This window comes from Schaalia meyeri, assembly GCF_900105015.1.
Lineage (GTDB): Bacteria > Actinomycetota > Actinomycetes > Actinomycetales > Actinomycetaceae > Pauljensenia > Pauljensenia meyeri.
Genome location: NZ_FNLK01000009.1, coordinates 1 through 20,295, shown reverse-complemented (window position 1 = coordinate 20,295; position 20,295 = coordinate 1). Strand labels below are relative to the sequence as shown.

The following is a 20,295-nucleotide window of genomic DNA, read 5'->3' as shown; positions in this document are numbered from 1 at the left end:
CGCCGCCCATGAGGGCGCCGAGGTCGCCGCCGATGAAGGTGGCGACGGGGATGAGGGAGTTGCGCAGGATGTGGCGGGTCATGACGACGCCGCCGCCAAGGCCCTTGGCGCGCGCGGTGCGCACGTAGTCGGCCGACACGTTCTCGGAGACGGACTGGCGGGTCAGTCGGATGACGTAGGCCAGGGAGACGCCGCCGAGGACCAGGGCCGGCATCGTGAGGCTGCGGATGTCGATCGACTGCGAGGCTGTGGTGGGCAGCAGGGCGAGCTGGACGCCCAGGACGTACTGGAGGACGAAGCCCAGGACGAAGGTGGGGACCGAGATCAGCAGGAGGGAGACGACGAGGATCGTCGAGTCGAACCACTTTCCGCGACGCATGCCGGCGACGACGCCCAGGCCGATGCCGAGGACGGTTTCGATGAGCAGGGCGTAGATGGCCAGCTTCGCGGTCGTGGGGAAGGCGGTGGCCATGATGGACGTGACCTTCTGGCCGTTGAACGCGGTGCCGAAGTCGAGGGTGAAGACTCCCTTGAGGTACAGCAGGTACTGCAGCCAGAAGGGCTTGTCCAGGTTGTACTGGGCGCGGATCTGCGCGGCGGCAGCCTCGGAGAGACCGCGGTCGCCGCCGAGTGCGGCGACGGGGTCACCTGGCATGAGGTAGACCATCGCGAAGATCAGAAAGGTGGCTCCGAAGAAGACCGGGATGGTCTGGAGGAGTCGCCGTCCGATGTAGCGGAGCATGGACAATCCTTTAGTGTTCGTGTCGGGGGAGGGGAGGTTCCGATCCCTGGTGGTGCCTCGCGCGAGAGGCCGACTATGGGTTCATCATAGGGTAAAGATTGGGCAAATGGCGTGCGAGTGCCACAATTTGTCTGTCGAATCAATCGCTGTGCGCCCTAACGGGGGCGAAAGTGCGGGTCCAGCGTGGGCCGGGCAGCGGCTAAGTGTCCGCGTTGCGTGCGCGAGTGACCCAGATGCGAGGGGGGCGGGCGGCTTCAGCCGCCCGCCCCCCGATGCGAGGTGAGAGCCTAGACTCACTTCTTGGTGATCTGGTAGGCGACAGGCTGACCCTTCCAGTCGAAGTGCACGTTGGAGACCTTCGTGGACCATGCGCCGTTGGCGTTGGTGTACCACAGCGGGACTGCCGGCATGTCCTGGAGGAGGATGCTCTGGGCCTGCTGCATGATCTTGTTCGCCTCGGCTGTGGAGGTAGCGGACGAGGCCTGGGTCAGCAGCGAGTCGAACTCGGCGTTGGAGTAACGACCCTTGTTGGAGGAGGCTCCTGTCACGTACTGCGGCTGCAGGAAGTTGTACAGCGAGGGGTAGTCGCCCATCCAGCCGTTACGGAAGGCGCCGGTCAAGGAATCGGAGTCCTCGGCGTTGAGCAGGGACTTGAAGTCGGCGAAGGGGTTGCCCTCGGCCTGGATACCCAGCGTGTTCTTGATGGAGTTAGAGGCCGCGTCCACCCATTCCTTGTGGCCGCCGTCGGCGTTGTAGGCGATGGTGAAGCTGCCATCCCACGGGGAGATGGCGTCGGCCTGCGCCCACAGTTCCTTGGCCTTGGTGGGGTTGTAGGTCAGGACCTCGTTGCCGGAGACGTTTGCGTCGTAGCCGGCCAGCGTCGGGGCGGTGAAGTCCTTGGCGGGGGTGCGGGTGCCGTTGAAGATGGTCTTCGTGATGGTCTCGCGGTCGATGGACATGGAGATGGCCTGGCGGCGCAGGCGGCCTTCCTCACCCGAGAAGTGAGGCAGGTACCCCGGGATCGTGAAGTACTGGGAACCGGCGTAGGCCTGGTTCACGGTGCGGCCCGAGAGCTCGGATTCGTAGGTGGCGAACACCGAGGCCGGGACGGCTTCGAGCACGTCCACGGAGTCCGAGGACAGGTCCTGGTAGGCGGCGTCCAGGCTGGAGTAGAAGATGAAGGTCACGCCGTCGTTCTGGGGCTTCTCGCTGCCGACGTAGTTCTCGTTGGGAACCAGCGAGATCTTGACGTTGTGCTCCCAGGCGCTGTCGGAGGCCAGCTTGTAGGGGCCGTTGCCGACGGGCAGCTGGCCGCCGGCGTCTGGGTCGGCCAGGGTGGAGTCGGGCAGCGGCGCGTAGGCGGTGTAGCCCAGGCGGGAAACGAAGTCGGAGGTGGGGTTCTTCAGCTTCGCGGTGAAGGAGTAGTCGTCGATTTCGGTCAGGCCGGTGATCTCGCCGGTGCCCTCGTCGTCGGTGCCCTCGAAGAAGTCGAAGAACGAGGACTGCGCCTGGGCGGCGGAGGTGATCAGGTTCCAGGCCTTGATGAAGTTGTGGGCCTGGACCGGGGTGCCGTCTGAGAACTTGCGGTCGTTGTGGAGCTTGATGGTCCACTCGGTCGCATCGCTGTTGGGCTCAATGGATTCGGCGACGTCGAGGACGGCGGTGCCGTCGTTTTCGTAGCGCACGAGCTGGCTGAAGACAGCGGTGAGGATCTTGCCGCCGCCGTTTTCGTTGGTCATGCCGGGCAGCAGCGGGTTCTGGGGCTCGGAGCCGTTGAGAGTCACGATCTTGTCGCCGGAGCCGGTCGACACGTCGCCGCCGCAGGCGGTCAGGGCGAGCGCGGCGGCCGCGGGGATGACGAGCCATGCCTTCTTCAGGTTCATGGATTCTTCCTCCTGGTTGATGGGTGGTCTGGGGGCGATGCCCTCAGCTATGGTCCGAGGTTAACCCGCGACGCGTGGGAGAGACGAAAGATGTCCATCATGTGCGCATTACATTTTGGTTACAAACGTAAAATCTAGGTCAAATAATGGTGTGTGTCACACAAAATGGCGTCTTGTGTGAGCGACCAGTCACGCGACGAGGCCGGGGCACGGGAGGCGAATACGCGCACCCCGCCCCGGCCTCGTCCAACGCCCGGCCTCAGTGCACCAGCCCCTTGGAGGCCAGCCACTCGCGAGCGATCTGCGAGGCGGACTTTTGATCCTGGGTCGAGGCCCGATTCATCTCGATCAGGTCCTGGGCGCCCAGCTCGGCGCTCACCGAGTTGAGGACGGCGGCCGCCTCCGCGTCCACGCGCGGCGATGCCAGCGGCACCACGTGCGAGGCGCGGAACAGCCCCTTCGGATCCTCCAGGACAGTCAGGTTTCCATCCGCCAGCGACGGATCCGAGGAATAGATGTTGGCCAGCTGGATCATCCCGTCGTTCAACGCCCGGACGGTCAGCGGGCCACCCGAATCCTCGATCGGCGTGAAAGAGACATTCACCCCGTAGGTCTGCTCCAGGCCCCGCGGGCCGTAGGGGCGCGTCTGCAGCTCCGAGTTCCCGCCCAGGACCAGCGGCCCCGCGCCAGCAAGGTCGCCGATCGAGGTCACGGAGTGCTCGGCGGCGAAGGTCGAGGTCACCACGTAGGAGTCCTGGTCGGTCGCCTGGGCCTGGTCGAGGGCACGCAGCCCGGACGGGAGCGCGGTGGACAGGGCCTGGTATACGTCCTCAGAAGTGCGCTCCTCGCCCTCCGGCTCCAGGTATTGCAGCAGGCTGCCCGTATACTCCGGGAAGACGTCGATCATGCCGGCCGTAAGCTCGGGCATGTACACCTCGCGCTGGCCGATCCTCAGCTGGCGGTCCACCGAGAAACCGGCGCCCTCAAGCGCCTGGGCATACACCTCCGCCAGGATTTCATTCGAGTAATAGTCCTGGGAGCCGACCACGATCCTGGGAGAATCCCTCTCGACGTCGCCCTCCAGGGACTCGACAGAGCCGCAGGCGGCGATCATTACCGCAGCAACGGCAGTGGCTGTCACCGTCGTCATTGAGCGTTTCATTGGGACTCCTTCGATGAATTATTACCTGTCTCGGGGAGGGAATGGGTGTGTGCCCCCAGCGCGCGGGTCAGGGCCGCCAGCGCGGCGTCAACCGCGAGCGCCAGCGCGACCACGACGATCGCGCCGCCGATCATCTGCGCATAGTCTCGGGTCTTCAGGCCGGCATACAGGAAGCGGCCGAGCCCGTAGTCAGCCGTGTAGGCGGCCAGCGTGGCCGTGGCGATGACCTGCAGGGTCGCCGAGCGCACACCGGCGGCGACCAGCCCGGCCGCGTGCGGGGCCTCGACACCGGTGAGCACCTGAGCCTCGGTCAAGCCGATCGCCCGGGCCGCGTCCACGGTCACCCGCGGCGTCGATGCGATCCCCGAGTAGGTGGCCGACAGCAGCGGGGGAATCGCCAGGATCAGCAGGGCCAGCGTGGGAGCCGCCAGGCCGATGCCCAGCCACACCCCGGCCAGCGTCAGCACGCCCAGGGTGGGTACCGCGCGCGCGGCGCCCGTCGCGCTCACCAGCCACCGCCCCCTGCCCGTGTGGCCGATCCACGTGCCCACGGGCACGGCGACCGCGGCCGCGAGCGCCACGATCAGGAACGTCAGCCCCAGGTGCTCAACCGATCGGGCCAGGATGCCCGTAGAACCCATCCAATGTGACGGGGACGCCAGCCACGCCAGCGCAGCTGCGAGAATACTCATGCTCGCCCCCTCCTCACCCACGGCGTGAGTGCCCAGCCGATACCCTGGATGAGCGCGTCGACCGCCAGCGCCAAGATCACCGTCGCGACCAATCCGGTCATGACCTCGGCGACGATGCCCCGCTGAAAACCGTCCGTGAAGAGCGTGCCCAGCGAACGCACGCCGATGAACGCTCCGACCGTCACCAGCGAGACGGTCGATGTTGCCACGACGCGCGTGCCCGCCACGATGACCGGTGTCGCCAGCGGCAATTCCACCTCCGCGAAGCGCCGAGGCGTCGAGTAGCCGCACGCGCTCGCGGCTCGCAGCGTCGCCCTCGGGATCGCGCGGAAACCCTCCGATGCCTGGCGGATCAGGACCGCTACCCCATAGAGCGTCAGCACGACGATCATGTTCGCGGAGGATCGCAGCGCCACCCCGATGACGACCGGGACGACCACCAGGAGCGGCAGCGACGGCACCGCGTACAGCGCCGAGAGGGCGGACAGGACCCAGCCGCCGCGGCGCGAGAATGCGGCCCAGCGGGCCACCGGCACGGAAATGAGGACGGACAGGGCGATCGCCGGCAGCGCGATCCACAGGTGCGTGGCCGCGAGCTTCCCGATCAACCCCCAGTTAGCGTTCAGCCATGTCATGGGCATCCCTCCCCGGCCTGGTCGGCAGGCGTGAGTGTTCCCACGGGGGTGCCGTCCTGGTCAACGACCAAGCCGTCAGTGCCGGTCACCTGCACCGGCTTGGCTGCACGAGACGCGCCCACGAAGTCTGCCACGAAATCTGAGGCGGGCGAGGAAAGCAGCTCGGGCGGGGTGCCCACCTGCTCGATGTGTCCGCCGCGGGACAGCACCGCGACCTGGTCGCCCAGCGTGAAGGCCTCGTCCACGTCGTGCGTGACGAAGAGTATCGTCGTGCCCAGCGCCCGCTGAATCTTCTTCAGCTCGCTCTGCAGATCCGCGCGCACGAGCGGATCCAGCGCGCCGAAAGGTTCGTCCATCAGCAGGATGTCCGCGCGGTTGGCCAGGGCCCGCGCCACGCCCACGCGCTGACGCTGGCCGCCTGACAGCTGCGCGGGGTAGCGCGGCGCCATGTCGCGGTCCAGCCCCACCAGGTCCAGGAGCTCCAGCGCGCGTTCACGCGCCTCGCGCTTTCCCGTGCCCTCCAGCCTGGGGACCGTGGCCACGTTATCCGCGATCGTGCGGTGGGGGAACAGGCCCCCCTCTTGCAGGACGTAGCCGATCGACCGGCGCAGGTGCACCGGATTTTCTTCCGCGACGTCTCGCCCGCGCACGAACACCGTGCCCGAGGTCGGGGTGACCATCGCGTTCACCATTCGCATGAGCGTCGTCTTTCCGCAGCCGGAAGTGCCCAGGAAGACCGTCGTCGAGCCGCGCTCCACGTGCAGCGAAAAGTCTTCAACGGCGAGGGTCCCCCCCGGATAGGTCTTTGAAACATGGTCGAAGCGAATCATGCGCGTACCCTCCCTCTCGCGGGTGCGTGTGGCCACGAGTGTTCTCCGGCCCGGCCGATGACGGTCAGCGACCCGGCCAGGTGGTCGCGCTGGGCGGGGGACAGGTGCGAAAAGATTCGTTCCTGCTCCGCCTCGACGATTCTCGCGGCCATCTCGAGGTGCGCCAGCCCCTGCTTCGTCACCGTCAGGATCGTGGCGCGGCGGTCGTGTGTGCACTGCGTCCGGCTCAGCAGGCCGTCGCGGTGCAGACGATCCACCAGGCGCGACGCCGCCCCCAGCGTGATTCCCTGGCTTAATGCCACCTCCTGGATGCGGCACGCGGGGGTGTCCCGGACGGTGCGAAGCACCAGGAATCTGCCCAGGGTCAGCGGGTTTCCCGCGTTGCTCAGGGCGTTTTCGACCGAGTTCCAGGCGCGCACTTCCGCGTGAATCAGTTCCTTGAACAGATAGGGTGCTGCTATTGACATGCAAATAGTCTCACACGGAAATAGTTTCTATGTGAATGGAGTGTGAGGTAATCCTCTTCCTTGTTTTGACATAATTTTGATCCTGCATCCCTGCGCGGGAAGGACGAGGCGGTCGAGAGCGGGGCGGAAAATAGCCAGCTGAGCGCCGGTTGCGGGTAGCCTCGTGTCGATCCGAAAACTGATCGACACGCCGCTCCCCTCGGGCGGGGTGATCCCCCCCGGCCCGGTCATCGGGCTGCCCGCGGCCGCGCTCGCCGCCTAAGCGCACAAACGAGGCCGGGACCCAGCCCGCCCCCACCCGCGGTGGGGAAGCGGCCGAGCCCCGGCCTCGTCGATTAACGCGTCAGGTCGCGTCGGCCTGCCGCGCGGCCTCGCCCGAGCGGTGCCGTTTGGAATAAGCCTCGCCCTCCAGCTCCGAACCCGACGGCGCCGACGCGGGCGTCGCCGCCTCCAGGTTCGTGCCGCGCACCTTCGAGATCAAACGCATGCCGTGGTAGATGAGCAGAGCCGATGCCGTCCCCAGGGCGATGCCCTCGAAGGTCATCTCGCCGACGTTCCACGTGAAGTTCGCGATCGCCACGATCAGGGCCACGGCAGCCGTGTTCAGGTTCACCGGGTTCGAGAAATCGACGCGGTTCTGGACCCAGATGCGCACGCCCAGCATGCCGATCATGCCGTACAGCACGGTGCCCGCACCGCCCAGTACGCCCGCCGGGATCGTCGCGATCAACGCGCCGAACTTCGGCAGCATCGAGAGGACCAGCGCAACGACGGCGGCCACGATGTAGGCCGCCGTCGAATACACGCGGGTCGCAGCCATCACGCCGATGTTCTCGGCGTAAGTGGTGGTACCCGACCCGCCGCCGCTGCCGGCCAGCATCGTGGATACGCCGTCCGCGATCAGCGCGCGGCCCGTCAGATCGTCCAGGTTTTCTCCCGTCATCGCGGACACGGACTTCACGTGACCCACGTTCTCGGCGATCAGGATGAACACGACCGGCAGGAACAGGCCCAGCGTCGAGGGCGAGAAGGCCGGGGTATGGAACTGCGGCAGGCCGAACCACGCGGCCTGGCCCACCGCGTCGAAGGACACTTCGCCCTGAGCGATGGCCGCCACGTAACCGATCAGCACGCCGATCAGGATGGACAGGCGGCCGATGATGCCCTTGAACAGGACCGTCACCAGGCAGATCGACGCGATCGTCACGACCGCCGTGATCGGGCCTTCCTTGACCCAGTTCCACGCGGCCGGTGCCAGGTTCAGGCCGATCAGCGCGACAATCGCGCCCGTCACCACGGGCGGCATCGCCGCATCAATCCAACGCACGCCCGCGAAGTGGACGATCACGCCCACGAGGGCCAGCGTCGCGCCCGTCGCGATAATGCCGCCCAGCGCAAAGGGCGCGCCCAGCGTTTGCGTCACCGACAGGATCGGCGCGATCAGCGCGAACGAAGACCCCAGGTAGGACGGGAGACGGCCCGCGGTGACCAGGAAAAAGAGGAGGGTGCCGATTGCGGTAAAAAAAAGCGTTGTTGACGGTGGAAAACCAGTCAACAACGGAACAAGGAACGTCGCACCAAACATTGCGACCACGTGTTGGGCGCCGATCCCAATCGTTCGCGGCCACGAGAGCCGTTCGCCGGGAAGGACGACATCACCAGGATCAATTGACGTGCCGTTACCGTGAAGCTTCCATCGGAACAGCGATGTCTTCGTTTTGCTCGCAGGCATATAACTCCGATCAGTCGATGAGTAAGGGTGGCCGTACTGGTCGGAACAGTAGAATAGCATGTCCACCCCATCGCCTGTCGAGTTCACCACGCAAAAGAAGCGCTGACGCGCAACGTGTGGTGGGTGTCCCTTCTGCTGTGAGATAGTTGAGGCATGACTTCGCCCGCGCCAAACTGTGCCCCCGCGCCAACCGGCGCCCTCGCGTGCGGCCCGGCCGCCGCCTCGTCGGTGGGCGAGAGCGTCTATCCGGGTTTCGTCGATCCGAGCTGCCCCTATCCGGCCATGACCGACGGCTATGGGTATGCCCCGATCAGCGCCGCCGCTCCCGGTGTCGGAAGCGGTGAGTCATTCCCGGGAACCGAATACCTGGACGTGAACGCCATCTTTGCCGACGGCGGTTACACGTCGCCCGCGCCGGTCACCAATCCCACGGCCAGGGCCGCGCTGTGGTTCAGCGTCTTCGGATTCCTGGGCCTGCCCATCCTGATCAGTGCCATCTTGGCCTGCATCGGCCTCATGCGGGCCCAGAGTCTGCCCGAACGCATCGGCACCCACGAGGCGATCGCGGCCCTGACCTACGACGCAGTTCTCGTCGCTATCTGGGGGTTCCTCTACCTGCCTCCCCTCTTTCGCTGAGACGCCGTCGGTTTGTGCCCGTGTGCGGGGCAAAACCCGCGCGCGGGCTGTGATCGGCCCCATTGGACAGGATTGGCGCGGCGGGCGTCCTATCGCTTATGATTGTCGGGCACCACGTGCACGGAGGATTCGCCTAGTGGCCTATGGCGCACGCTTGGAAAGCGTGTTGGGTGCAAGCCCTCGGGGGTTCGAATCCCCCATCCTCCGCAGCCAGTGACCCCGGAATCGCAACAAAAAGCGATTCCGGGGTTACTGTTTGTGTGACCCGTGTGTCAACGCTCGTGCTCAAGGTGTCAACGCCCGCCCGGCCCGGATACGGGCAGGCCGGGCCGCCGCGTGGTCAGCTCTTATCCGCTCTTATCTGCGCGCCCCGCGCCCCGCTAGATTCCGAGTCCTTCGATGAGCTCCGCGCCCGGCAGGGCCGCCAGGATCTGGCCCGTCACGAACAGCTTTGATCGGCGCAGTCCCGACCCGATGCAGTTCCATCCCGAGGCGCACGCGGAGTCGATGAGCAGCCGCCACGAGGCGGGCACCCCGACGGGGGTGATGCCCCCGTATTCCATGCCGGACGCCGCGACCGCGCGCTCTTGCGGCCAGAAGCTGGCCTTGCGCACGTCCAAGCGGTTCTTGACGACGTGGTTGATGTCCGCGTTCATCGATGCGCGCACGACGCACGCGGCGATACGTTCCTCGCCCAAGCGTTTGCCCGCGACCAGGATGCAATTCGACGACAGGGCCAGGTCCATGCCGAATGCCTCGGTCATGATCTCCGTATCCGTCAGGTCGGGGTCAATCGCGGCCACCAGGGCGGAGGAGGCCGTGGCCACCCCGCGTCTGGCGAGCGCGGTCAGGGCCTCGGCGACCGGGGGTGCCAGGAGATCCAGGTGATCCAGTGCGGGCAGCGGCTCCATTGAGCCCAGGCCGGGGATGTTGATAACGCTCACCCCACCAGGGTAGACCGACTCCACCACCATGGGCGTGGGTGCGGTTCGGCGGGCAGGGGCGTGCGGGTGGGTGGCGACGCGGATGCCGCCAGGGGCCCGACGATGGAGCCGGTGTGCGCGGGCGGGAGGAAAACGTGTATGCTGGGGGCCGGTCCTCCGCGTGACGGTATCATCCGAACCTCCCCAGGGCAGGAATGCAGCAAGGATAAGGGTGCGCTGCCGGGTGCGCGGAGGATCTTTGTATGTGCTGTGTATGTGCTGTTCGATTCTGGTCGGGTACGGGACGCACTTCTTCTGAGTGCTTCAGGTCACGCGATCTGATTTTGTATCTTGATACGGAGCGTGTAAGCTTGTATCCAGCCAAACGGCGTTGCGCCCGTAGCTCAATGGATAGAGCATCTGATTACGGTTCAGAAGGTTGGGGGTTCGAGTCCCTTCGGGCGCGCAGCGGCCCCCCTCGGTGCGATCCACCGGCGGGGGCTCTGCATTTTCTGAGGCACCCCTGCGGGGGTGCCTTTTCGTTTCCCGTGTCGCTTTCCATGGCGGGATGCGGCGCTTTCAGATGAAACCGGAGTCGCCCCGGTATTGGCTCCCGTGTGGCGGATTGAAACCAGAGCCGCCCCGGCGGGCCGAAAAACCCTCAATTGCGGGAGTTGTGCCCGAGCAGGTGCGATGCGGGTTTCAAACATGCGTGCGCGCGGCCATGCTGGGCCGGTGCGGGTTTCGCCTCGCCGTGAGTGTGCCCGAGGCGAGGCCGGTGCGCACGGGGCAAGGCCGGGTTATAGGGCGGATCGTGTTGGTTTGGCCGTGAGTGTTCGTCTTGTTGGCGTGGGAAAGTGGTTTATAGGACGCCGCGTGTTGTTGGAAGGGTGGCTTTGTGGCTTTGTGGTTTGGTGGTTTGGTGGTGTGGGGAGGTTCCTGGGGTGTGCGCGTTGTGGTGCCCGCGGGTGTCGGCCCGTTCGGGCTCGTGGTCTGCTGCTGGATTTCTCCTGGGTGTAGTCGTTGTCTTCGCTGTCGGTCCGCGTGGGATCAGGTGCCGCGTGCTGGCCGGGGTTGTGCGCCGTTTTTCGCGGCACCGTCAACCTTGCAGTGGTCCGACTCCGCTGCTGGTGCTCCGCTGCCTTTTTGTGGCTGGTTCATGGATAGGAAGTGTGTTGCTGGATAGGTTATGCGCTCGTGGATAGGTTATTAACCTATCCAGGTGGCCGTTTCCTATCCAGGTGGCCGTTTCCTATCCAGGAGGCTGTTTCCTATCCAGGTGCGGGGCTCGCGTGTGCTGCGCGTTCTCGCCCTGGTGGCTTGCGCGGGCTAGACAGCCTGTTGTTAGGTGATTGCGCTTAACCCGCATCCGCTGGGGTGCGCGTGAACACGGTAAGGCGCGCGCTAACCCGCTCAGGCGGACGTGGGCAGTCCCGTCAGCGTACAAGCCCGCCCCATAACCTTGATGCGACTCTCCGGATTGAAACCGGAGTCGCCCCGGCGGTCCGAAAAACCCCCGATTATGGGAGTTGTCTCCGAGCAGGGCCGGTGCGGGTTTCGCGTCGCCGTGAGCGTGCCCGCGGCGAGGCCGGCGCGCGGGGCGAGGCCAAGGCTGATGCCCGCCGCACCAGCGTGTTCTAGCGGAGCGGGTAAGCGGCGGCCTGCCCGGTGGGCGGCGTCACCACCCACGGGTCGGTGGGCAGCGCCCGCAGACCGTCGATCCCCAGGGAGTCCGCGATGTCGCTGGCGCGCCGGGCGCCCGACACGCCCAGAGATTCGCCGATGAAGGCAACGGCGTCGGGGGCACACCAGCCCAGGCCTCGCAGATCGGCCAGCGTGACCGGGCCGTCGCGCTTCGCCAGGCGAGCGCCCGAGGGAGCCAGCGCGAGGGGCACGTGCGCGTACGTCGGCGTGGGCGCGCCCAGCAGGTGCGCGAGCTGCGCCTGCGCGGGCGCCTGAGAGAGCAGGTCGAATCCCCGCACGACCTGATCAACGCCCTGGAACGCGTCGTCGACCACGGCAGCCAGGTTGTAGGCCGGCACGCCGTCGGAGCGCCGGACGACGAAGTGGTCGACGGGCCCCGTGTAGGTGCCGTGGAGTTCATCGGTGACGGTCCACGTGCGGGAGGGGGCAGCCAGCCGCAGGGCGGGTGCGCGGCCGACGGCGGCCAGGGCCTCGCGCCTGACGTGGCGTTCTTCCTCGTTGAGATTCAGGCAGGTGCCCGGATAGTGGCCGGGCGGGACGTGCGGGGCGGAAGCGGCCTCGCGGATGTCGCGCCGCGAGCAGTAGCACTCGAAGACGAGGCCGCGCCGCGCCAGATCGGCCAGCGCCGCCTCGTGCGCGTCGGCGCGCGTGGTCTGGATGAGGGGCTGTCCGTCCCAGTCGATGCCGATGGCCTCAAGGTCCGCGATCTGGCGGTCGGCGGACCCGGCGCGGGCGCGGTCGATGTCTTCGATGCGCAGGACAAAGCGCCGCCGGGTCGTGCGTGCCCACGCCCACGCGAGGATCGCGGTGCGCAGATTGCCCAGGTGAAAGTCGCCCGTGGGGGAGGGTGCGAATCGTCCGGCGTTCGTCATATGTGTCAGTGTACGAGGCAGGCGTCCCGATCCCGCGCCGCGCGGGGACGGAAGACTGCGGTGACGTGTGGAATGGCCACTGCTGGAGGCTCACCCGCGTCGTTTGGGACGAGGGGCGCGCGGTTTGCGGGATTGGTGGTTGCGGCTTCGCGTCGCCCTGGGGCGGGTGGCTCGCTGGGCGTAAAGTGGGCGCCATGGTGAGGAGTCGGGTTCCCGATTGGTTGGCGGTCGGCGCGGGCGGGGCCGTGGGCACGGCTGCGCGTGCGCTGTTGGATCAGGTGGCGCTGGCTTTCCCGGTTGGTGGCCTGTTCCTGCCGTGGTCAACGGCGGCGGTCAACGTGATGGGGGCGTTTGGGCTGGGCGCGGTGGCCGCGTGGGTGGGCGGACGCCTGGCGATCGGGCGTGGCGGCGCCGCGGAGCTTCGCCAGTTGAAGCTGCTGGTCGGCACCGGTTTTACGGGTGCCTTCACCACGTACGGGACGTACATCGTGGCGTCGGCGGATCACGCGTGTCGCAGTGGCATCGCCGAGGCCGCGGCCCGTTCCCTCGCTTTGCTGGCCCTGGGCGGCGCGGCCGCGTGGGCGGGCACGCGCGTCGGGAAGCGGATGTGCGCCCCCAGTGCGCCCGGCGAATCGGGGGCGAGTCGGGGTGAGGGAGCGTGAGCGTCTTCCTGTTCGCGTGCGTGGCGCTGGCGGGCGGCGTGGGCGCGTGCGCCCGGCTCTGGCTGGATCGGCTCACCCAGCGGGCGCTGTCTGGGTGGGGCGAGCCGGCGGCGGCACGCCTGGGGATCCTGGTCGTCAACGTCATCGGGTGTTTCCTGGCAGGCGTCGCCACGCGGGCGGCGCCCTCCGCCGCGATGCCCATCGTGACGACGGGCTTCCTGGGCGGCTTCACGACTTTTTCGACCGCCATCGTGGACGCGGTGACCCTGTGGTCCGATGGGCTGAGAGGCCGGTCGCTGGCCTTGGCGTTGGGCACGTGGGCGGCGTCCTGGGTGGCCGCCGTGGCGGGGATCGCGCTCGCCCGGTGACGCGTTGACGGTGCCTCCAGGCTGGGGCTCGAATTGCGCTGGTCGATGAGGGTGTAGCCACGATACGGAGTTTTGTAACAGCATGCGTGGCGCGCCCGCGCGCGCCCCTCATATCCTGATCGTGCGGGCCGCGCGGCCCAGTAACGGAGAAGCTCATGATTGACCTCACCGGGGTGTCCAAGGTCTACCCCGTGAAAAACGGCGGCCAAGTCGTCGCGCTCGATGGGGTGAACCTGCACGTTGACCGCGGATCCATTCACGGGATCGTCGGCAGGTCCGGCGCGGGCAAGTCCACGCTCATCAGGTGTTTGACGGCGCTGGAGAAGCCCACCGATGGCCGCATCGTCGTCGATGGCCTGGACCTGTCCACCTTGGCGGGCTCCGCGTTGCGTGCGGCTCGCCGTCGCATCGGCATGGTGTTCCAGGCCGCGAACCTGCTGGATGCGCGCACCGCCGCCGACAACATTGGCTATCCCCTCAAGCTTGCCGGCGTGCCCGCCGCAAAGCGGCGCGAGCGCGTCGATGAGCTGCTCGAACTGGTGGGCCTGGCGGGACGCGGCGATTCCTACCCGTCCCAGCTGTCGGGGGGTCAACGCCAGCGCGTCGGCATCGCCCGCGCCCTGGCCGACAATCCGGCCGTGCTCCTGTGCGACGAGCCGACCAGCGCCCTCGACACCGATTCGACCGCGCAGATCCTCGCGCTGCTGCGCCGCGTCCGCGACGTCGCGGACGTCACCGTCGTCATCATCACCCACGAGATGGCAGTCGTTCGCGAGATCTGCGACTCCGTGACCCTCCTGGGCCACGGACAGGTGCTGCAATCCGGCAGCCTCGCAGAGGTCGTGGCCGACCCGGCCACCCCGCTTGCCCGCGAACTGGTCCCCATGCCCGTCGTCGACTCCGCTGCGACGCCACCGCACGGCTACGTTCCCGACTCCGATTCCCCCGGTGTCGTCCTGCTCGACGTGGTGTTCACCTCGCACCCGGGCGTGCCCACGGGGGCGACCGTCCTGCGCCTGGCCTCCTCCATGGGCGCGGACGTGACGGCCGGTACCTTCGAGTCTCTCGGCAGCGTGCAGGTGGGCCGCCTGGCCCTGACCGTCCCCGCCTACCACGCCGACAAGATCATCGAGCAGCTGCGCAAGAACAACGTCCACGCGGAAGTGAGGGACCAATGACCGCCGTACACCTGGCCGCTTGGCCCGCCCTGGCGATCGCGCCCGCGGGTAAGGGCGACCCGACATGGTTTGATAACGAAGCCCTCAAGAAACAATTCGTGCCCGCGATCTTCGAGACCCTGCAGATGGTGGGCCTGTCCACGGTCTGTGCGGTCATCATCGGCACGCTCCTGGGCCTCGTCCTGGTCCAGACCGGCAAGGGTGGGCTTACGCCCAACAAGGCGGTCCACCAGGGCGTCTCCTTCGTGGTCAACGTCGTGCGCTCGCTGCCTTTTATCATCGGCATCATCGTTTTGATCCCCGTCACGAAGCTGATCGTCGGCAGGTCCACCGGCTCCCTGGCCACGGTCGTGCCCCTCGTGATCCTGTCGGCGCCCTTCTTTGCGCGCCTGGTCGAGACCAATCTCTTGGCGGTTGACCCCGGAAAGGTTGAGGCCGCCCAGATGATGGGCGCTTCCAACCGGCAGATCCGCTGGGGGGTCCTCATTCGCGAGGCCCTGCCCGCCCTGGTCCAGTCGGTCACGACGCTGGCGATCACCCTGATCGGCTACTCCGCGATGGCCGGGGCCGTCGGCGGCGGCGGACTGGGACAGATGGCCATCAACTACGGCTACAACCGCTGGCAGACCGACGTCATGATCTGCACCGTCGTCGCCATCATCGTCATCGTCCAGGTCATCCAGGTGATCGGCGACCTCATCTCGCGCGCACTCGACCATCGCGCGCGCTGACGGATCCCGTGGGGTCGCTGACGGATTTCGCGAGGTCACCGGCCCGGTCCATCCATCCCATCAAGAAGCAGGAAAGAGAACCACCATGCGTTACCGCACTTTCGCAGCCATCGGCTTGGCGGCCGTGGCCTCCCTGGGCCTGGCGGCCTGTTCCGACGGCTCCGCCTCCTCCGACGTCGTTACGCTGACGGTGGGCGCGACCCCCTCGCCCCACGCGAAGATCCTCACCTACGTCAACGAAAACCTGGCTGCCGCTGAGGGGATCAAGCTGAAGGTCGTCGAATACACCGACTACGTGCAGCCTAACAAGGCGCTCGACGACGGGGACCTCGACGCGAACTTCTATCAGACCGTCCCCTATCTAAACAACGCGGAGCAGCAGTTCGGCTACGACTTCGAGGCGGGCGAAGGCATCCACCTGGAGCCCCTGGGCGTGTTCTCCAACAAGCACAAGTCCCTGGACGAACTGCCGGACGGCAGCACGATCGGCATCATCTCCGACACGTCCAACCAGTCGCGCGCCCTGGAGCTGCTGGCCAGGCAGGGTCTGGTCTCCATCCCTCAGGGCGGTGACGTCAACGTCAACACGGTCACCAAGCTGAAGAACTTCAACTTCCGTGAGGTCGAGGGGCCGCAGTTGGTGCGCTCACTCGACGACTTCGATTACGCCGTCATCAACGGAAACTTTGCCCAGGAGGGTGGCAAGAGCATTTCCAGCGACGCGCTGGTCGTCGAGTCGCCCGAGCACAACCCGGCCGTGAACGTGCTCGTGTGGAAGGGCGGCTCCGATAAGGCCGATGCCACCGCGAGGCTCGAAAAGCTGCTGCACTCCGATCAGGTCAAGGAATACATCAAGCAGACCTGGCCCGACGGGTCGGTCATCCCGGCGTTCTAACGCCAGCGCCCGGCGCCGCGTGGCGGGGTCCGGGTTCGCCTCGGGGAGCGCCAGGCGGCCCCGGCCTTAGTCGACGATGCCGTACAGGCGGTCCCCCGCGTCGCCCAGGCCGGGGACGATGTAGGACTTGTCGTTCAGGCACTCATCGACGGCCGCGACGACGACGGTGACGTCGGCGCGGTCACCGACCGCTGCTTCGAGCGTGCTCACGCCTTCCGGGGCGGCCAGGATGCACACGCAGGTGACGTCCCTGGCGCCGCGCTCGAAGAGGTAGTTCGTGGCGGCAACCATGGTGTGCCCGGTGGCCAGCATGGGATCCAGGACGAAGCACTGGCGCCCCGACAGGTCATCGGGCAGGCGGTTCGCGTAGGTCTCGATCTCCAGGGTGTCCTCGTCGCGACGCATGCCCAGGAAGCCGACCTCTGCGGTGGGCAGCAGTCGGGTCATGCCCTCAAGCATGCCCAGGCCGGCGCGCAGGACGGGCACGACGATCGGGCGAGGCTCGGAGAGCTTCAGCCCGACTGTCGGCGCGACGGGGGTGTTGATCGCGGTCTCGGTGACGGCCACTTCGCGGGTTGCCTCGTAGGCGAGCAGGGTGACCAGTTCGTCTACGAGCTGGCGGAACGTTGCCGACGGCGTTTCGCGATCGCGCAGGACGGTGAGCTTGTGGGTGATCAGGGGGTGATTAGCTACGTGGAGGCGCATGTCTATAGGCTACCGCGTTCGCGCGCGGCTGTGCACTTCGGTGTGTCGCAGGCGGGATGCGGCGTGTTCGGCGAGGTCGCGCCGGGGTGCGGGGGTGAGCGCGGGACGAGGAGGAGGCGAGTGTCAAGTTCATGTGTCACTTTAGCCTCACCAACCCCGTGCTCTTCAGTTACCTCAATTGTGCTTTGGCCGGTAAACTGGAGGGGTGACAGCTAACGAGCAGTACCGCGAAGTCATGGGGAAGGCCCTGTTTCTGGCCAACCGCGCCCGCGAAACGGGGGATGTGCCCGTCGGGGCCGTCGTCATAGACTCAGGCGGCCACATCATCGGACGGGGATGGAACTGTCGCGAGGCGTATCACGACCCCACCGGTCACGCCGAAATTGTCGCCCTGCGCGAGGCCGGCCAGGCCCTGGGCACGTGGCGCCTGACCGGATGCACGCTCGTCGTGACGCTTGAGCCGTGCACCATGTGTGCGGGTGCGATCCTGGCGTCCCGCGTCGATCGCGTTGTCTTTGGCGCGTGGGATCCCAAGGCCGGTGCCGCCGGATCCCTGCGCGACGTCCTGCGTGATACCCGCATGCCACACCCCACCGAGGTCATTGGCGGCGTCCTGGCCCAGGAGGCCGCCATGCAGCTGCGTTCCTTCTTCATTGGTCGTCGCTCCGCCGACGAAATGCCTGTCATCGCCGCCCCCGTTCACGAGCCGGGCGACCTGGCAGCCCCGGCCCCGCAGCCCGGCGCGGATGCGTCTGCTGCGTCCGGCGTGGACCAGGACGTTCCCGCCCAGTTGATCACCCCCGATGCGCCCGCTGCTCCTACCGCGCCGACCGCGTCCGTCGCTCCCTCTAGGCCCACGGCTCCAACTGCGCCCACCGACCCCGCCGGTCGCCCCCAGGGCGACCCGGTGCCCATGCCGCCTCCCGCGGGGCTCAGCCGTCACCGCAGGACCGAGGGCACGCCCCTGCCGCGCCGCGCGGGCCGACCCTTCTTGGAGCGAGTCTCCGGCAACGGCGACGACCCGGCCGACATACCCGCGGGCGCCTCGGCCCCTCAGACCCCGGTAGCCCCCCCGCTGCCCCCGTCGCGGCCGGGAGCGCGCCGCGCGGGGGCGGCCGTGCCCGCCGAGTCCCCCGTCGCCTCTGGCGACTCCATCACAAAGAACGTCCCCCAGATCCGCCCCGTCCACGTGCGTCCCACCGCGATCGCTCCCGAAGGCATCTATACGCCCGCCCAGCCCAGCCGTCCCGTCTCTCAGCCTCTGCGCGAGGCGCCGCCGCCTCGCGTGCGTCAACCCGCCCAGTCTCGCGTTGAGGAGGTGCTGGAGCCGATTCCCGCGCCGCCCGCGTTCCCCCAGCGCGCCACGCAGCGCGTCCCCGGCGGGACCCAGCGGCCCCTCCCGCAGGCCTTCGAGCCGGAGCCCGAGCACCGCGTTGACTACGAGCTGTCGCCTCGCCAGTTCAGTGATGTTGACCCCGTGACCTCCGGGATCCGCGTGCGCCGCTCCGCCCGTCGGCGCGGAAGCGCGCGCCATTAAGGTGGGCCCGGGCCGCGAGAGCGATGCGGCCAGCAAGCCCGCGTCGCGCCGCCTCGTGCGCGCGGTGGGCGACGGCCGGTTAAGCGGATTCCTCGCGGCGGGGCGTGATTGATCGGTGGCGCTGGCCGTGCGGGTGCGCGCGTGAGCTGGCTAGAATTGCAGCGCGATTTGTCAGTAACGTAACGCCGCTAAAGCCGTTTGGAAACGCCCGTCGCGGGTATTTCCGTTGAGGATGAGTGAGTATGAGCAAGAGAGGACGCGCGATGACCGACGCCTCCCGTTCTCGGCCGCTGGCTGAAACACTGGCGGCGATGGCCGCCTTGACTCCCGCGCAGCACGCCCTGTTGGAGCGGATTTCGTGTCATGCGAGCCCCGTGACCGTGGCTGAGCTGGCCCGGGAGGTCGGCCTGCACGTGTCGAGCGTGCGCGAAACGCTTGAGGGGCTGTGCGGCCTGGGGCTGGTCGAAAAGCAGCGGTTACCCTCCTCGGGGCGCGGACGCCCAGCGTTCGGCTATTCGACGACGACTCCCGCGGATCCTTCTTTTGCGGCGCAGATGCTCCATCAGCTGACCTCCTCGCTGTTGACGTGGCTGCGGGAGGACGCGTCCGACCCCGCCGCTTCGGTGCGCGAGATCGGTGCGCGGTGGGCGGATGCGGCGATGGAGGCCATGGCGGTGCCCGACCACGCTCATTCGGCTTCCCGTCGCAGCGTGCGCGACGCCTTCAATATAGCTGGGCACTTGGGCAAGGTTCGGCTGTTCATGAACGCGATGGGTTTTGCCTCGGTCCCGCACGAGAGCGATCCCCTGGCGGTCGTGCTGACAGCCTGCCCGTTCACGGAGCCGGGGGCGCCGGATGATCTGGCGTTGGAGTTGCGGCGCGGGATCGTTGAGCGCGTGTTCGAGCGGACGGCAACGGGATTTGCCACGTGGGCGCTGGAGGCCGATCCGGTGGAGCCCCTGCGGTTGATCGTTTACATCCGCCCCGTGAACGAAGCGAATCCGAAGCCGATGTCGACGACGCTGCACTTTTTTGGTGGTGCGGCCGAGGCGGCCGGCGGGTACGTGCGTGAGTTGCCGTCCTCAAAGACGCCGGCGACGCTGGGCGAACTGATCGAACAGCTCAGGGAGGACAGGCCGAAGCTCGGCCGGATCCTGGACGTGTCGAGCTACCTGGTGAATGAGCGTTCCGCGCGCCTGGACACGGAGCTCGTCCCGGGGACGCGCGTCGACGTTCTGCCTCCCTTCGCTGGCGGGTGATGTCGCAGCCATTGGTGTGGGGGCGCGCGGCGACGCGCCGCGATTCCGGATCGGATCACAGAGTTGACACGCTGCCCCCTGGGGTGCGTATGATTGACCAGTCTGAAAGTAGGAGAGTAGTTATGTTGTCTCTTGTTTCTCGTCGTGTTGTTGCTGCGGCTTCGTCTTTTTTGTTTGTTGTTGTTGGTTTGTCTGGTTGTTTTCCGTTTCGTGGGGGTTCTGCTGATATTAGTAAGTTGCAGAATATTCCGGAGGGTCAAAAGCGTGAGTTGATTGCTCAGATGAGTTCTGCTTCTGGGCAGGAAAAGCGCAGGATTGGTGAGAAGGCTGTGGCGTTGAGTAAGATGGTGGGTGCTCAGTTGGTGGGGGTGGATCCGGCTGGTATTTCGGGTCAGCAGTTTAAGTTGGATGCGCAGAATCGGGTTTCGGTGAATAAGGACGACATGGTGTATAAGATGATGTCGGCTACTGATTTTTGGCGTTTGGGTGGGGATTCTTATGATTTGTGTGTGGAGCAGGATTGTGAGTATTACTCGTCGTGGACGGTGGATGTTGAGGGTAGTGGTGGTGATGTGGTGTATGTGTGGACGTTGAAGATTGATGGTGCGGATCAGCCGGATAAGCCGTTGGTTCGTAGGTTTAAGGTAGCTAAATAGTTGGTTTTGGCGCATAGGCGCGCTGT

The 20,295-nt window shown here is 66.8% G+C and carries 20 protein-coding genes, 2 tRNA genes and 1 other RNA gene; 12 read left to right on the top strand and 11 right to left on the bottom strand.

Translation table 11 applies throughout. From position 1 onward, the window contains the following. The 8 genes from BLT68_RS04335 to BLT68_RS04300 all read right to left on the bottom strand — a co-directional run. A partial coding sequence (locus BLT68_RS04335; RefSeq protein WP_074633011.1) for an ABC transporter permease occupies positions 1-742 on the bottom strand: 742 nt, incomplete at its 3' end. 293 nt (positions 743-1,035) lie between these two features. Beyond that, positions 1,036-2,625: a peptide ABC transporter substrate-binding protein gene (locus BLT68_RS04330; protein WP_050695392.1), complete on the bottom strand. Its 1,590-nt coding sequence runs from the start codon at positions 2,623-2,625 to the stop codon at positions 1,036-1,038. A gap of 259 nt (positions 2,626-2,884) precedes the next feature. After that, entirely contained in the window at positions 2,885-3,787 is a 903-nt protein-coding gene (locus BLT68_RS04325; protein ID WP_050695391.1) for an ABC transporter substrate-binding protein, read from the bottom strand. Further along, a complete protein-coding gene (locus BLT68_RS04320) occupies positions 3,784-4,479 on the bottom strand; it encodes an ABC transporter permease (RefSeq protein ID WP_050695390.1) in 696 nt (231 codons plus the stop codon). Before BLT68_RS04320 ends, BLT68_RS04325 begins: the two co-directional genes overlap by 4 nt. Continuing rightward, positions 4,476-5,114 (bottom strand): ABC transporter permease, encoded by a 639-nt coding sequence (locus BLT68_RS04315; RefSeq protein ID WP_050695389.1) that lies wholly within the window; start codon positions 5,112-5,114, stop codon positions 4,476-4,478. Before BLT68_RS04315 ends, BLT68_RS04320 begins: the two co-directional genes overlap by 4 nt. After that, positions 5,111-5,944 carry an ABC transporter ATP-binding protein gene (locus BLT68_RS04310; protein ID WP_050695388.1) on the bottom strand — a complete coding sequence of 278 codons (834 nt, stop codon included), beginning with the start codon at positions 5,942-5,944 and terminating at the stop codon, positions 5,111-5,113. Before BLT68_RS04310 ends, BLT68_RS04315 begins: the two co-directional genes overlap by 4 nt. Then, positions 5,941-6,411, bottom strand: coding sequence for a MarR family winged helix-turn-helix transcriptional regulator (locus BLT68_RS04305; protein ID WP_050695387.1), 471 nt, complete (start codon positions 6,409-6,411; stop codon positions 5,941-5,943). The genes BLT68_RS04310 and BLT68_RS04305 overlap by 4 nt, the downstream gene beginning before the upstream one ends. Positions 6,412-6,754: 343 nt before the next feature. After that, the gene (locus BLT68_RS04300) at positions 6,755-8,143 is read right to left on the bottom strand and encodes a uracil-xanthine permease family protein (RefSeq protein WP_074633009.1); all 1,389 of its coding nucleotides are present in this window, start codon (positions 8,141-8,143) and stop codon (positions 6,755-6,757) included. 153 nt (positions 8,144-8,296) lie between these two features. Between BLT68_RS04300 and BLT68_RS04295 the strand changes: the two genes are divergently transcribed. Together BLT68_RS04295 and BLT68_RS04290 are read left to right on the top strand one after the other, a co-directional pair. After that, entirely contained in the window at positions 8,297-8,779 is a 483-nt protein-coding gene (locus BLT68_RS04295; protein ID WP_074633007.1) for a hypothetical protein, read from the top strand. Positions 8,780-8,901: 122 nt separating this feature from the next. Continuing rightward, positions 8,902-8,986, top strand: a tRNA-Ser gene (locus BLT68_RS04290). A 173-nt stretch (positions 8,987-9,159) separates the two neighbouring features. On the opposite strand, the gene BLT68_RS04285 is transcribed toward BLT68_RS04290, so the two are convergent. Next, positions 9,160-9,723 carry a YbaK/EbsC family protein gene (locus BLT68_RS04285; RefSeq protein WP_074633005.1) on the bottom strand — a complete coding sequence of 188 codons (564 nt, stop codon included), beginning with the start codon at positions 9,721-9,723 and terminating at the stop codon, positions 9,160-9,162. Positions 9,724-9,870: 147 nt separating this feature from the next. On the opposite strand from BLT68_RS04285, the gene ffs reads away from it, so the two are divergent. Further along, an RNA gene (gene ffs, locus BLT68_RS04280) (signal recognition particle sRNA small type) lies at positions 9,871-9,966 on the top strand. Between the two features lie 129 nt (positions 9,967-10,095). After that, positions 10,096-10,168, top strand: a tRNA-Arg gene (locus tag BLT68_RS04275). Positions 10,169-11,339: 1,171 nt separating this feature from the next. On the opposite strand, the gene gluQRS is transcribed toward BLT68_RS04275, so the two are convergent. Then, positions 11,340-12,278 (bottom strand): tRNA glutamyl-Q(34) synthetase GluQRS, encoded by a 939-nt coding sequence (gene gluQRS, locus BLT68_RS04270; protein ID WP_074633003.1) that lies wholly within the window; start codon positions 12,276-12,278, stop codon positions 11,340-11,342. Positions 12,279-12,472: 194 nt separating this feature from the next. Between gluQRS and BLT68_RS04265 the strand changes: the two genes are divergently transcribed. From BLT68_RS04265 to BLT68_RS04245, 5 genes are all read left to right on the top strand, one after another. Beyond that, the gene (locus BLT68_RS04265) at positions 12,473-12,940 is read left to right on the top strand and encodes a fluoride efflux transporter FluC (protein ID WP_074633001.1); all 468 of its coding nucleotides are present in this window, start codon (positions 12,473-12,475) and stop codon (positions 12,938-12,940) included. After that, positions 12,937-13,308: a fluoride efflux transporter FluC gene (locus tag BLT68_RS04260; protein ID WP_074633000.1), complete on the top strand. Its 372-nt coding sequence runs from the start codon at positions 12,937-12,939 to the stop codon at positions 13,306-13,308. The genes BLT68_RS04265 and BLT68_RS04260 overlap by 4 nt, the downstream gene beginning before the upstream one ends. Before the next feature lie 155 nt (positions 13,309-13,463). Continuing rightward, a complete protein-coding gene (locus BLT68_RS04255; protein ID WP_074632996.1) occupies positions 13,464-14,486 on the top strand; it encodes a methionine ABC transporter ATP-binding protein in 1,023 nt (340 codons plus the stop codon). Further along, on the top strand, positions 14,483-15,217 hold the full coding sequence (locus BLT68_RS04250) for a methionine ABC transporter permease (protein ID WP_074632994.1): 735 nt from the start codon (positions 14,483-14,485) through the stop codon (positions 15,215-15,217). Before BLT68_RS04255 ends, BLT68_RS04250 begins: the two co-directional genes overlap by 4 nt. Before the next feature lie 85 nt (positions 15,218-15,302). After that, complete coding sequence (locus tag BLT68_RS04245) at positions 15,303-16,112, top strand: MetQ/NlpA family ABC transporter substrate-binding protein (protein WP_074632993.1); 810 nt, start codon at positions 15,303-15,305, stop codon at positions 16,110-16,112. A 66-nt stretch (positions 16,113-16,178) separates the two neighbouring features. Here BLT68_RS04245 and upp read toward each other — a convergent pair whose 3' ends face one another. Continuing rightward, on the bottom strand, positions 16,179-16,817 hold the full coding sequence (upp, locus tag BLT68_RS04240; RefSeq protein ID WP_050695377.1) for a uracil phosphoribosyltransferase: 639 nt from the start codon (positions 16,815-16,817) through the stop codon (positions 16,179-16,181). A gap of 205 nt (positions 16,818-17,022) precedes the next feature. Between upp and tadA the strand changes: the two genes are divergently transcribed. The 3 genes from tadA (at position 17,023) to BLT68_RS04225 (ending at position 20,269) form a co-directional block, all read left to right on the top strand. Continuing rightward, the gene (gene tadA / locus BLT68_RS04235) at positions 17,023-18,354 is read left to right on the top strand and encodes a tRNA adenosine(34) deaminase TadA (RefSeq protein WP_232618742.1); all 1,332 of its coding nucleotides are present in this window, start codon (positions 17,023-17,025) and stop codon (positions 18,352-18,354) included. Between the two features lie 263 nt (positions 18,355-18,617). Further along, positions 18,618-19,613 carry a MoaD/ThiS family protein gene (locus BLT68_RS04230; protein WP_050695849.1) on the top strand — a complete coding sequence of 332 codons (996 nt, stop codon included), beginning with the start codon at positions 18,618-18,620 and terminating at the stop codon, positions 19,611-19,613. 122 nt (positions 19,614-19,735) lie between these two features. After that, entirely contained in the window at positions 19,736-20,269 is a 534-nt protein-coding gene (locus BLT68_RS04225) for a hypothetical protein (protein WP_074632990.1), read from the top strand. Positions 20,270-20,295 lie beyond the last annotated feature (26 nt).